Genomic DNA, 12,249 nt, shown 5'->3' with positions numbered 1-12,249 from the left:
CGGAGGGGGATTCGGCATGCTGATACTGGTCACGGGCGGCGCGCGAAGCGGCAAAAGCGGCTTCGCGGAGCGGCTCGCCGTCCGCGCGGCGGCACAGGGCGGCGGGTTCGCCGCTTATGTCGCGACATCGGTCCCGTTCGACGACGAGATGCGCGAGCGGGTGGAGCTTCACCGCCAGCGGCGCGAGGAAGCCGGAGTCAAGTGGCATACGGTCGAAGAGCCGTACGAGGCGACCGCGGCGCTCGACCGGCTTCGCGCGGATGCGGCCGCCGGGACCCCCGTGCTGCTCGACTGCCTGACACTGTGGCTGACCAACCAATTGCTGCGCGTTGAAGAGCTCGGCAAGGCCGAAGGGGATGCCGTCTTGCGCCGAGAATGCGACGCCCTGCTTGCCGTTATGGCGGCATACGGAAGCGGCGGGAGCGGGACGCTGATCGTCGTCACGAACGAGGTCGGAGCCGGTCTCGTGCCGGAGACTTCGCTGGGGCGGCGCTTCCGGGACTGGGCCGGCTGGCTCAACCAGCGAGCGGCTGTGCTTGCCGACGAAGTGTACTTGACCGTCTGCGGCATCCCGGTCGAGCTGAAGCGGCTTTCCGCTGAAGCCGCCCGGTCGGCCCGCGAGGAAGGGCGGCTTGACTAACGCTCGCCCGCAATCGCCGCGGCGATAGAAGGCGATCCGGCGCGTCGCGTCCGGACGGCGCATCGCAGGCGGAACGCATCGAAATAAAAGGAGGGATGCGCGGTGTGGATGTACTCCTGGACGGAGATCGCGTGGATCGTCGCGGCCGCCGTGGCCGTCGATCTGATCGTCGGCGACCCGCCGAGGCTGCCGCATCCCGTCGTCTGGATCGGCCGGCTGATCTCGCTGCTGCAGCGGCGGCTGGTCGGCGACCGGCTGGACAAGCCTCTGGAGGCGCGCCATAACGGCCGGGCGGGCGAAAGGCTGCGGGGCGTCCTGCTGTGCGCCGCCGTCGTCGCCGCCAGCGCGGGCTTGACTTGGCTCGTCTGCGCCGCAGCGGCCCGGATTCATCCTGGGCTCGGCTATGCCGCCCACGTCTGGCTGATCTCCACCACCATCGCGATCAAAGGGCTGCGCGACGCGGCCATGCAAGTATACGAGCCGCTGTCCCGGGGCGACTTGCCGGAAGCGCGCAAGTGGGTCGGATATATCGTCGGGCGGGATACGGAGCATCTGAACGAGCCGGAAATCGCCCGCGCGGCGGTGGAGACGGTGGCGGAAAATACGGTCGACGCCGTCGTCTCGCCGATCTTCTACGCGCTGCTCGGCGGGGCTCCGCTGGCGATGCTGTACCGCGCGTCGAACACGCTGGATTCGATGGTCGGATACCGGAGCGACAAATACGTCTATTTCGGCTGGGCGTCGGCCCGGTGGGACGATGTGCTCAATTGGGCGCCCGCCCGCTTGACGGGGCTGCTGCTGACGGCAGCCAGCCTCGCGCTGCCGGGTTATTCCGCCCGCCGGGCCGCCGCCGCGATCGTCCGCTTCGCGCGGCTTCATCCGAGCCCGAACAGCGGCATTCCCGAATCGGCGGTGGCGGGAGCGCTCGGCGTGCAGTTGGGCGGAGTCAACCGGTATTTCGGCAAGGACAGCGAACGCGCGAGGCTGGGATGGGCGATCCGCCCGCTGAACCGCGAAGACATTCGCAAATGCAACCGACTGCTGATGAGCGTCGCTTACGGGCTGCTGGGGGTGCTGATATGCTTCGGCTTCGCAGCGTTTTGACCTTGCATGCCCAGGCTCTTATCGCCGCTTTTCAATTTCTGAGCGTGCTGCCGATCCGCAAGCAGGTCCCGTTTACGCCTCCCGTATTAACCCGCAGCGTCGTTTATTACCCGGTCGTCGGAGCCGTCATCGGGCTGCTGCTCGCGTTCGCTGCGATCCTGCTGCCCCGGGCGCTGCCGGTTCCGGCGGCGGCCGCCCTGCTGCTGGCCGCGTGGGTGGGGCTGACCGGCGCGCTGCATCTGGACGGCTGGATGGACACGGCCGACGGTCTGCTCAGCAGGCAGGACCGGGAACGGGCGCTTGAAATCATGAAGGACAGTCGGGTCGGCGCGATGGGAGCGGTCGCGGGCATGCTTCTTCTGCTGGTCAAGTTCTCGCTGATCGTCTCGCTGCTGGAAGCGCCGGAGGGCTGGCTGGCGCTTGCCGTCGCGCCGGTCTGGAGCCGGTGGTGGATGGTTCACGCCATCGCCTGCTGGCCTTACGCTCGGGCGGGCTCGGGCAGCGGCGGGCTCGGGAGCTTGTTCCGCGAAGTCAAGCGCGGACATTCGCTCGCGGCCGGCCTGCTGGCCCTGGCGGCAACCGCACTGATCTTGGCCGGCACAGGAAGCTGGCCGGACGCGCCGTCCTTCGGCGCGATCGGGTGGCTCGCCTCGCTGCCGCTGGCCACGCTGCTGGCCGGAGGGACCGCCGCCTCATATATCGGCAGAAGGCTCGGCGGTCAAACGGGGGATACATACGGCGCCATGAACGAGGGAGTCGAGACGTTTCTGCTGCTTGTATGGGCTGCGGCCCGGCATGGAGGGATGATGGCATGATTGAGGTATACGGACACGGCGGCGACCTGCGGACCGCCTCCGAGACGTTTGGCTTGCCGGAAGGCGAATTTATCGACTTCAGCGCCAATATGAATCCGTTCGGACCGCCTCCCGGCGTCGTCCGCTGGCTCGCCGAGGGGGAAGCGGCAAGCCTGCTGGCGCATTATCCGGACCCGGCCTGCCGGTCGCTGCGGCGGCAGCTCGCCGCCAAATACGGCGTGGACGAGGCGTGCGTCTGGATCGGCAACGGGGCGGCGGAGCTGATCGATCTCGCGCTGCGGGTTCTGGCTCCGGCAACGACGTTGATCGCGCGGCCGTGCTTCGTCGAATACGAGCAAGCGGCGGTCAAGGCGGGAAGCCGCTTGCGGGAGTATCGCATGCCGGCGGAGGAAGGCTTCGCCCTGACTCCTGGCGATGCGTTTCTGCGGGCGGCGGACGAGAGCGACGCGATCGTGCTCGGCCACCCGAACAATCCGACGGGACGGCTGCCCGACCCCGAGCTGCTGGAGGCGGTCAGAGCCCGGCTCTCGCCGGGCCAGACGCTTGTGCTGGACGAGGCGTTTCTCGACTTCCACGAAGACGAGCGGCGTTTCAGTTGGCTGCGCCGGGCCGCGTCCGATCCGCAGGTGATTGTGCTGCGTTCGATGACCAAGTTTTACGCGGTTCCGGGCATCCGTCTCGGATTCGTCGTCGCCGTCCCGGAGACGATCGAACGGATACGCGCCCTTCAGACGCCGTGGAGCGTCAACGCGTTCGCCCAGCGAATCGGGGAGCTGGCGATCGGCGACGAGGCGTACGAAGCCAACACGCGCGGCTGGCTGAGGGAAGAACGCCCGTGGCTGGAGGAACGGCTGAAGGAAGCGGGCCTGCGGGTTTGCGGCGGCGGCGTAACCAATTACGTGCTGGCGGAAATTCCGCCGCGGACCGGATGGACGGCCGCGAAGCTGCAAGCGGCGTTGGGCCGCCGGGGGATATTGATACGCGACGCGTCGCGGTTCGCCGGGCTCGGTTCCGGCCATATCCGCCTCGCGGTTCGGCTCAGAAGCGACAACGAACGGCTCGTCTCGGCCTTGAAGCAGACGCTGAACGGTTAACCGCACCCGCGCAAAAACAAACGGCACATCGTCCTCGGAGAGAGAACGATGTGCCCTTTAACTTTCGCCCGCGAATCAGCGCCACAGCGCGTCGATGGAGTAATCGCCGGCGCCGATGAGCGCGACGCCGATCGCCGCCGCGATCAGGGCGATATTGTATTCCGAGCCGTTCGCCGTTGCCCAATACGATTTGTTGTGCACTTTGGCGATCGCGACAAGCATCGTCAGCACGATCAGCGCCGCGCCCAATTCCGTAAGGAAGCCTGCCGCGAACAGCAGTCCGCCCGCCGCCTCCGCCAAACCGGCCAGCACCGCCATGGCGACGCCGGGACGGATGCCGATCGACTCGAAGAAGCCGCCGGTGCCTTTCGGCCCGTAGCCGCCGAACCATCCGAACAGTTTCTGCGCGCCGTGCGCCGCCATTGTCAAACCGACAACCAAACGAATCAGCAACAAACCCAAAGCAGCCATGTTTATGTCTCCTCCCCAGATGTTTTTTCATTAATGGCTTACTTAATGTTAGTATAATATATTATGTAACTTACAATAGTCAAGTAAGTGTGATAAAATAATTGCAGGAGGTGGATCATATGGCCATCCACAAACTCTGTCCGAAGTTCGAAGCCGCGATGGAACTGCTGGGGAAACGGTGGGTCGGTCTCATCGTCCGCGCGCTGATGGACGGTCCGATGCGATTCAAGGATGTGGCGGAGACGATTCCGAACGTCAGCGGGCGCATGCTGGCCGAACGGTTCAAGGAATTGGAAGCGGCGGGCGTGCTTGTCCGCAACGTGTATCCGGACACTCCCGTCCGGATTGAATACGAGCTGACGGAGAAAGGGCGATCGCTGGCCCCGGTGATGGATGCGGTGCAGCAATGGGCGAACCGCTGGAACTGAATGTGCCGGTTATTTGTAATCAAACTGTAATAATCGCGTTACAGTCCCATAATGTTGTCCGGTTAAGATATGTACCAAGACCCCCTTTTTCATATATCCGGATTTGGCCCATCCCGAGAGGATGGGTCTTTTTTTCCGCGACGGCGGCTTCGGATATCGGCCAATCCGCAACTTTTGCCGAAGCGGCTTCGTCGAATCCTGTGACAGCGACCGCTCTGCGGCCCCCGACGCAGATAAGCCCGGCGCCGTTCGCGGGGAGCGGCGCCGGGCCAGACCAGACCGGAACGGAACGGCCAAACCTTCCGGCCAACGCGCATTTACAACGGAACGGCAATCCGCTGCTTTTCTTTGAAGTATACCCATTCCTTGAAGCCGATCTCCTTCAGGCGAGCCGCCACTTGTTCCCATTCGTCGCCGACGCGCGAGGGGACGTGCGCGTCCGAGCCGAAGGTGATATCGACGCCGTAATGCAGCGCCAGCTCCAATATGCTGTCCGAGGGGTACCATCCGCCGACGTCCTTCGTTTTTCCGGACGTGTTCACTTCGATGGCCAGGCCGCATTCGCCGATGATGCGGAGCGTGTCTTCGACGGCTTTGGTCTGGATGTCGCTGAACGAAGGGTAGAAGCCTTTCATGGCGTCGATATGGCCGAGGATTTGGAACAAGCCGCTGCGGGCGGATTGCGCGATCAGGTCGTAATAGATTTCTTTCTCCTTGACCTGGCGCTCGGGGGACAGACCTTTCCAGCGGTTTTTGTTGAAGATGCTCACGCCGTTCGATTTATGGACGGAGCCGATGATGTAGTCGAACGGGTACGGCTCGTAGAACCGGCGGTACACGTCGATATGTTCCGGGAAAAAGTCGGATTCGACGCCGAGCAGCACGTCGATTTTGCCGGCGTACTCCCGTTTCAGCTTTAACACTTCCTCGACATATCGGGGGAATTCGCTTCGCGCCATCGCGATTTTCGGAAAGGGCTGATCGCTCCGGTCGGCGAAGTAGGGCGAATGGTCGGAGATGCCGATAACGGACAATCCTTGCTCGATGGCGGCTTCGATATAGTCGCGGATCGATCCTTCGGCATGTCCGCATCGGTCGTGATGGGTGTGCAGATCGAATTTCATTGCGTCCTCCGTCGTGCGATTTGCGTTTTGCCTCTTATTGTACCCGAAAAAGGATTGCATTGACACTCATGGGACAGACGGATATGCTGAATTTGGCAGCTTGTCAGACACGGCTTTTGGCACGGCAACTATCCTTTTTCGATAGGTGATCAGCCATATATGAAACGGATACACCAAATGTTAACCATCGCAACGGTCGCCGCCGCTCTTGCCGGATGGACGCAGGGGGCGGCTCCGTCCGCGTTTGCCGAGTCGCCGTCCGCCGCGGCGGAGGTCCAATCCGGAACGGCGGGCAATTTGCTGACGAACGGGGATTTTCAGCAGTCGACCGCCGGCGTGCCCGCCGGATGGGGCAAGGACGTCTGGCAGACCGACGGCCTTGCGTCGCAGTTTGCGGTGGAATCGCAGCCTGACGGCAACGCCGTCGCCATCATCGTCAACGACAAGCCGAACGACGCCAAATGGACGCAGACGGTAACGGTCGAGCCGAACGCCACGTACCTGCTGACGGGGCGGGTCAAGACCGAAGGCGTCGGCGAAGCGGCGGTCGGCGCGAATTTGTCCGTGCTGGGCATTCTGGAGACTTCGGAAGATGTCCGGGGCACGACGGAGGATTGGCGGACGCTTTCCTTCTACGGGCGCACGGGCAAGGACCAGCGCGAAGTGACGATCGCGGCGCGATTGGGCGGCTACGGCAGCCTGAATACGGGAAAAGCTATATTCGACGATATCCGGCTGGAGAAAGTCGAACAGCCTCCGTCCGGCGCGAAGGTGGTCTCGCTGATTCCGGCCCCCGTCCATCACGACGGCGGCGGAGAGGCGAAGACGCAGCCGATGAAGGCGCTTCGCTTCAACTCGCTGCTGGGTTATTCGTTTTTGTTCGTCGTTCTGTTTTTATGGCTGTACCGCCGGTTCGTGTCGCCGGGCGCCGGGGCGAACCTGTCCGGCAGGTCCTCGGGGACCGGAGCGGGACGATGGGGGGCGGCGCTTGCCGTCACGCTTGTCGGCGCGTTTGTCATGCGGGTATGGCTGTCGCTGAGCGTGGAAGGCCATCCCGCCGACATCTCGACCTTCAAAGCGTGGGCGATTCACGCGGCGACGGTCGGCATCCCGCATTTTTACGACGACGCGCGGTTTCTGGGGGGCGACTTTTTCGCCGACTACCCGCCGGGCTACTTGTACGTGCTTTACGCGATCGGGAAAATCGCCCGGGCGGCCGATCTCGGTGCGGGCTCGAACGGCTTCCTGCTGCTGATGAAGCTGCCGGCGCTGCTGGCGGATCTGGCGACCGCCTGGTTGCTGTACCGTTGGGGCCGCGAACGCGTCGGGGCTGCCGCCTCGTGGGCGATCGCCGCGCTTTATGCGTTCAACCCCGCCGTACTGCTGAACGGAGCGGTCTGGGGCCAGGTCGATTCCGTCTTCGCTTTGTTTGTGGCGGCGGCCGTCTACGCGCTCGGTTCCGGCCGCATCGTCGCCGCCTTCGTCGTGTACGCGGTTGCGGTGCTGATCAAGCCGCAGGCGCTGATCTTCGCCCCGGTGCTGCTGCTGTCCCTGGCGGAGAACTTCCGCCTGTGGAAGCGGTACGCGCTCGGGGCCGGGGCGGGCGCCGCCGTTTTTGCGCTGCTGTCGCTGCCGTTCTCCCCGGGCAAGCCGTGGGACTGGATGATTCAGCTTTATACGGCCACATTGGCGTCCTACCCGTACGCTACGCTGAACGCGTTTAACCTGATGGCGCTGACGGGCGGCAACTGGGCGCCGCTCGACCAACCGTGGATGGGGCTTACATACGGCGCGTGGGGCATGATCCTGATCGTCGCGACCGTGGCGCTTGCGGCATGGTTTTGGCTGCGGGGCAAGCCCGGGGCGAAGGACAAAGGCGAGCTGATCGCCGTGTTGATTCTGGCGTGCGTGTTCGTGCTGACCTCGAAGATGCACGAGCGTTACTTGTTCCCGGCGCTGGTCCTTGCTTCGATAGCTTTCATCCGGCTTCGCGACTGGCGCATCCTGGGGCTGTACGCGGCCTTCAGCGTCGCGCACTTCCTCAACACCGGATACGTGCTGGGGGAAAATCTCAACCGCTCGTATCAGGTCGGCGCGAACGACGGCATTCTGGTGCTCGTCTCCGCCGTTCATGTCGGGCTGCTCGCGGTGTTGATCGGGGTCGCCGGGGATATTTTGCTGCGCGGCCGCGTGCGGCTGCCCGCAGGTGTCCGCTCCCGCCCGGAGACGTTGAAGCATGCGCCGCGCGCCAACGGAAAGGCCGCGGGCAGCGTCGGAACGGACTGGCTCCGGCCCGAGACGCCCCCTCCCGGCATGACGCGCAAGGATTACGCGCTTATGGGCGGGCTTACGCTCGTCTACGCTGTTATCGCCCTGATCAATCTGGGATCGTTCTCGGCCCCGGAGACGTATTGGAAGCCGGCGATGCCGGGAGCTTCCGTGCGGATCGATCTCGGAAGCGTGCAGACAGTGGACCGCATCTACAGCTACGCGGGCGCCGGCACAAGCAAATACCGGGTCGAGCTGTCGGCGGACGGGTTCAATTGGGGCCCCCCGCACGAAATCAACAACGACTATACGAAAGATTTTATCTGGCAGATCCAGACGATCCAGCCGGAGCAAGCGCGTTACGCGCGCGTGACGGTAGCGGAGACGGGCTCGGCGCTGCATGAGCTGGCGCTGTTCGCGCCTGGAGGCGAGAAGCCGCTGCCGGCCGTGTCCGCGCTAGGGGAGCCGGAGGGGGAAGACGGCGTCGGCGGCGCTTCGCAACTGATCGACGAGGCCGGGACGGTTCCCCTGCGACCGAGCTATTTGCACGGCACGTATTTCGACGAGATCTACCACGCCCGCACGGCTTACGAGCATCTGCACAAGATCGAGCCGTACGAGAATACGCATCCGCCGCTGGGCAAAGTATTTATATCGGCGGGTATCGCCGTATTCGGCATGAATCCGTTCGGCTGGCGCATCGTCGGCACGCTGTTCGGCATCGCGATGGTGCCGCTGATGTACCTGTTCGGCAAGGCGCTGTTCCGGAAAACGGAGTATGCGTTTATCGCCGCGTTTCTCTTTACGTTCGACTTTATGCATTTCGCGCAGACGCGCATCGCGACGATCGACGTCTACGGGGTCTTTTTTATCATCCTGATGTTCTATTTCATGCTTCGGTACATGCAGACGAACTTCCATCTGTCTCCCTTGCGGCGGACGCTGGTCCCGCTTGGGTTATCGGGGTTGTTCTTCGGCATCGGCGCGGCTTCCAAATGGATCGTGATCTACGGCGGAGCGGGGCTGGCCTTCCTGTTCTTCTACTCGCTGCTCCTTCGCTGGCGGGAGTACAGGACGGCGAAGGCGCTGCTGACGGGAGACTCCTGTCCGGCCGACGCGGCGCTGCGGGAGCGGATCGAGCGCATCGTCCGGATATTCCCGGGCTCCGTCGTCAAAACGCTGCTCTGGTGCGTGCTGACGTTCGTGCTGATCCCGGTCGTCATCTATGTCGCCTCTTACGCGCAAATCCTGCAGGTTCCGGGATACGATCTCGAAGACGTGTGGGAGAATCAGAAGGGCATGTTCAACTACCACAGCCAGCTTGAGACGACGCATCCGTTCGGCTCCAGTTGGTGGGAGTGGCCGTTTATGTACAAGCCGATCTGGTTCTACGACGGCCAGGGTCTGCCCGACGACCGGGTGTCGAGCATTTCTTCGTTCGGCAATCCGCTTGTCTGGTGGTGCGGCATGGGCGCGTTGTTCTGGGTCATCTACCGGATGTGGACGCGCCGCGACTGGACGATGCTTGTGCCTTTCACCGCGTTTACGTCCCAATACGTGCCGTGGATGCTTGTGCCGAGACTTACGTTTATTTACCACTTCTTTGCGATGGTACCGTTCCTCTGCCTGTTCCTGACGGCATTCATCAAGCATTTGCGGGAGAACGCGGACGCGCCCGCGTGGTGGAAGAGACGGATGGGCCGCCGGATCGGGGCGGGACGAGATACGCTGTTCTGGACGTATGCGTCGAGGCTGTATTTGGCCGGCGTGCTGCTGCTGTTCGTCCTGTTCTACCCGATTCTGAGCGGGCTTGAGGTTCCGAAGTGGTACGTGGCGCATGTGCTGCGCTGGTTTGACAGTTGGTATTTCTACTGAATTCGGTGAAACACACGAAGGGAGGGGATGGCGATGCGCGACCCTGTGAAATATACCGTAATCGTTCCGGTATACAACGAGGAAGAAGTAATCGCCCATACATATGCGCGGCTTCGCGAGACGATGGATACGCTGGGCGAACCGTACGAGCTGCTGTTCGTCAACGACGGCAGCCGGGACAAGACGGCTTCCATTCTGGAAGGAATCTGCGCGGAGGACCCCAGGGTAAGGCTGCTGGATTTCTCCCGCAATTTCGGCCATCAGATTGCGATCACGGCCGGCATGGACCATGCGCGGGGCGACGCGGTCGTCATTATCGACGCGGATCTGCAGGACCCGCCGAAGGTCATCCTGGAGATGATCGACAAGTGGAAGCAAGGTTATGAGGTCGTCTACGGCAAGAGGCTCAAGCGCAAGGGCGAGACGCTGTTCAAAAAGGTGACGGCGATGCTGTTTTACCGGTTCCTCCGATCGATGACCAGCGTGGACATCCCGGTCGATACGGGCGACTTCCGCCTGATGGACCGCAAAGTCGTCGACGTGATGCGCGGGCTGAAGGAGAAAAACCGGTTCGTGCGGGGATTGGTGAGCTGGGTCGGCTTCCGGCAGACGGCCGTGGAATACGTGCGCGAGGAGCGGTTCGCCGGGGAGACGAAATATCCGCTGCGCAAAATGATCAAGTTCGCGCTTGACGCGATTACGTCGTTTTCGTTTAAGCCGCTTCGGCTCGCGACGTATTTCGGCTTTGCGCTGTCGAGCGTCAGCTTCCTGTACTTGCTGGTCGTCCTGTACGAGCGGCTGTTCACGACAACGCAGCCGGGCTGGGCTTCGATCGTGGCGATCAATCTGCTGTTCAACGGGATCATGCTGATTATGCTGGGCATTGTCGGCGAATATGTCGGACGCATATACGAGGAGTCGAAAAATCGGCCCTTGTATATTTTGAGACGGGAGATCGGACCGGCAAGGACGGAAGAGGAGAAAGCGGAGCATGAGCGGGAACCGGCGGTTCGTTGAGTTCCTTAAATTTAATGCGGTCGGCCTGCTGAATACGGCGGTCGACTTTGTTGTGTATACGGGGCTGCTGGGGGCGGGCGTCCACCTGCTGGCGGCGCAGACGGCGGGTTACGGATGCGGGATCGTCAACAGCTACTTGTGGAACAAATACTGGACGTTCCGGCGCGGCGGAGTTAACCGCGCGGGGGAATCGGGCGGCAGCGGCGGCTCGCCGGCGGGGCCGGGCGAACGGGCGCGGTTCGCACGGTTCGTCGCGTTGAATATCGGGACGCTGCTGCTGTCCCTGCTTGTCTTGTGGCTCGCGCACGACGGCTTCGGCCTGCATCCGCTGGCGGCGAAAGCGGCGGCCACAGCCGTAACGATGGTCGCGAATTACGCGGGAAGCCGGCTGTGGGTGTTCCGTTAAACGGGCGGGAACGGGCCGGCGCGCCGGATACCAGGCTCCTCGCCGTTGCGGAAGCTATTCGGTCGCGAAAAATTGCTCCTCCGGCATCCCTTTGAGGTCGCTGAGAAACTGGCGCATCGCGGAGCTGAGATAACGCCCGGACTTGTATATGACGCCGACCGGATGGCTGCTTTCCAGCTCGTCGACTTTGATCATTTTGAGCGTACCGTGCTTGAGCTCGTTGTAGATCGACATCTTGGAGATGATGCCGACGCCGAGGTTCAGCTCGACCATCCGTTTGACTTCCTCGCTGCTGGACAGCTCCATGACGATCGGCGGCGAGATGTTGAATTTCTTGAACACCTGATCCACGAAGCGGCGGCCGGCCGTGTCCGGACTGAGCATGATAAACGGCGTGTCCCGCAGTCTGTCGATCGCGATATGCGCAGAGGAGGCCAGCGGATGCTCGGGAGAGGCGACAAGCTCGAACGTGTCGTAGTACAGAACCGATGTCTCTAGCGAAGGCACTTTGTCGAACAAATACGTGATGCCGATATCGATCGAACCGTTCTCGACGCTGGTCATGATCTGCGAGGTCGGCATGGAATGAATGGACGTTTTGATCAAAGGGAACTGGTTTTTCACGTAGGACAGAACCCGCGGCAAAATCTGAATGGCGATGGAGGTCGTCGTCCCGAGCCGGATATGCCCCTGCGGCGTATGGTGCAGATCCGACAAGCGCTGCTTCAGCTCTTCAACGATGCCGAGGATTCGTTCCGCGTGTTCGAGAAACACCCGTCCGGCGTCCGTCAGCGTCACCGGCTGGTTGCGGTCGACGAGTACCGTCTCGAATTCGTCCTCCAGGCTTTTGATCTGGGCCGATACGGCCGGCTGAGTGAGGTTAAGCAGTTCTCCCGCCTTGCGAAAGCTCATCGTCTTGGAGATGGTGAGCAGCGTCTCCAACTGATTGATATTCATGGGCGACACCTCCTGAAAATATTTATTTATTGTAAATGATTGCGGGTATA

General features: G+C 62.5%; 11 protein-coding genes. 8 read left to right on the top strand and 3 right to left on the bottom strand.

Annotated features, from left to right (window positions below; genetic code table 11):
* Positions 1-16: 16 nt before the first annotated feature.
* From cobU to cobD, 4 genes are all read left to right on the top strand, one after another.
* Positions 17-640, top strand: coding sequence for a bifunctional adenosylcobinamide kinase/adenosylcobinamide-phosphate guanylyltransferase (gene cobU / locus FE781_RS06535; protein ID WP_138788803.1), 624 nt, complete (start codon positions 17-19; stop codon positions 638-640).
* Positions 641-742: 102 nt separating this feature from the next.
* A complete protein-coding gene (gene cbiB, locus FE781_RS06530; RefSeq protein WP_138788802.1) occupies positions 743-1,744 on the top strand; it encodes an adenosylcobinamide-phosphate synthase CbiB in 1,002 nt (333 codons plus the stop codon).
* On the top strand, positions 1,720-2,559 hold the full coding sequence (cobS, locus tag FE781_RS06525) for an adenosylcobinamide-GDP ribazoletransferase (RefSeq protein ID WP_170209439.1): 840 nt from the start codon (positions 1,720-1,722) through the stop codon (positions 2,557-2,559). Before cbiB ends, cobS begins: the two co-directional genes overlap by 25 nt.
* Positions 2,556-3,653: a threonine-phosphate decarboxylase CobD gene (gene cobD / locus FE781_RS06520; protein WP_138788801.1), complete on the top strand. Its 1,098-nt coding sequence runs from the start codon at positions 2,556-2,558 to the stop codon at positions 3,651-3,653. Before cobS ends, cobD begins: the two co-directional genes overlap by 4 nt.
* A 75-nt stretch (positions 3,654-3,728) precedes the next feature.
* Here cobD and FE781_RS06515 read toward each other — a convergent pair whose 3' ends face one another.
* On the bottom strand, positions 3,729-4,124 hold the full coding sequence (locus FE781_RS06515; RefSeq protein WP_138788800.1) for a DoxX family protein: 396 nt from the start codon (positions 4,122-4,124) through the stop codon (positions 3,729-3,731).
* Between the two features lie 119 nt (positions 4,125-4,243).
* Between FE781_RS06515 and FE781_RS06510 the strand changes: the two genes are divergently transcribed.
* The gene (locus tag FE781_RS06510; protein ID WP_138788799.1) at positions 4,244-4,552 is read left to right on the top strand and encodes a winged helix-turn-helix transcriptional regulator; all 309 of its coding nucleotides are present in this window, start codon (positions 4,244-4,246) and stop codon (positions 4,550-4,552) included.
* Positions 4,553-4,869: 317 nt separating this feature from the next.
* On the opposite strand, the gene FE781_RS06505 is transcribed toward FE781_RS06510, so the two are convergent.
* A complete protein-coding gene (locus FE781_RS06505) occupies positions 4,870-5,676 on the bottom strand; it encodes a histidinol-phosphatase (protein ID WP_138788798.1) in 807 nt (268 codons plus the stop codon).
* 159 nt (positions 5,677-5,835) lie between these two features.
* Between FE781_RS06505 and FE781_RS06500 the strand changes: the two genes are divergently transcribed.
* The 3 genes from FE781_RS06500 to FE781_RS06490 are packed head-to-tail and all read left to right on the top strand — an operon-like array spanning position 5,836 to position 11,242.
* Positions 5,836-9,819, top strand: coding sequence for a phospholipid carrier-dependent glycosyltransferase (locus FE781_RS06500; RefSeq protein ID WP_138788797.1), 3,984 nt, complete (start codon positions 5,836-5,838; stop codon positions 9,817-9,819).
* Between the two features lie 33 nt (positions 9,820-9,852).
* A complete protein-coding gene (locus FE781_RS06495) occupies positions 9,853-10,836 on the top strand; it encodes a glycosyltransferase family 2 protein (RefSeq protein WP_138788796.1) in 984 nt (327 codons plus the stop codon).
* Positions 10,811-11,242: a GtrA family protein gene (locus FE781_RS06490; RefSeq protein ID WP_138788795.1), complete on the top strand. Its 432-nt coding sequence runs from the start codon at positions 10,811-10,813 to the stop codon at positions 11,240-11,242. Before FE781_RS06495 ends, FE781_RS06490 begins: the two co-directional genes overlap by 26 nt.
* Positions 11,243-11,296: 54 nt before the next feature.
* Here FE781_RS06490 and FE781_RS06485 read toward each other — a convergent pair whose 3' ends face one another.
* Positions 11,297-12,199 (bottom strand): LysR family transcriptional regulator, encoded by a 903-nt coding sequence (locus FE781_RS06485; RefSeq protein WP_138788794.1) that lies wholly within the window; start codon positions 12,197-12,199, stop codon positions 11,297-11,299.
* Between the last annotated feature and the right edge of the window lie 50 nt (positions 12,200-12,249).

This window comes from Paenibacillus thermoaerophilus, assembly GCF_005938195.1.
GTDB lineage: Bacteria > Bacillota > Bacilli > Paenibacillales > Reconciliibacillaceae > Paenibacillus_W > Paenibacillus_W thermoaerophilus.
The sequence above is the reverse complement of the archived record's forward strand: the minus strand, read 5'-3'. Positions and strand labels throughout refer to the sequence as shown.

Bases quoted from the DNA above. Each gene is read 5' to 3' on its own strand.
- cobU (WP_138788803.1), top strand. From the start codon at position 17: ATGCTGATACTGGTCACGGGCGGCGCGCGAAGCGGCAAAAGCGGCTTC.
- cobS (WP_170209439.1), top strand. From the start codon at position 1,720: ATGCTTCGGCTTCGCAGCGTTTTGACCTTGCATGCCCAGGCTCTTATC.
- cobD (WP_138788801.1), top strand. From the start codon at position 2,556: ATGATTGAGGTATACGGACACGGCGGCGACCTGCGGACCGCCTCCGAG.
- FE781_RS06515 (WP_138788800.1), bottom strand. From the start codon at position 4,124: ATGGCTGCTTTGGGTTTGTTGCTGATTCGTTTGGTTGTCGGTTTGACA.
- FE781_RS06510 (WP_138788799.1), top strand. From the start codon at position 4,244: ATGGCCATCCACAAACTCTGTCCGAAGTTCGAAGCCGCGATGGAACTG.
- FE781_RS06505 (WP_138788798.1), bottom strand. From the start codon at position 5,676: ATGAAATTCGATCTGCACACCCATCACGACCGATGCGGACATGCCGAA.
- FE781_RS06500 (WP_138788797.1), top strand. From the start codon at position 5,836: ATGAAACGGATACACCAAATGTTAACCATCGCAACGGTCGCCGCCGCT.
- FE781_RS06495 (WP_138788796.1), top strand. From the start codon at position 9,853: ATGCGCGACCCTGTGAAATATACCGTAATCGTTCCGGTATACAACGAG.
- FE781_RS06490 (WP_138788795.1), top strand. From the start codon at position 10,811: ATGAGCGGGAACCGGCGGTTCGTTGAGTTCCTTAAATTTAATGCGGTC.
- FE781_RS06485 (WP_138788794.1), bottom strand. From the start codon at position 12,199: ATGAATATCAATCAGTTGGAGACGCTGCTCACCATCTCCAAGACGATG.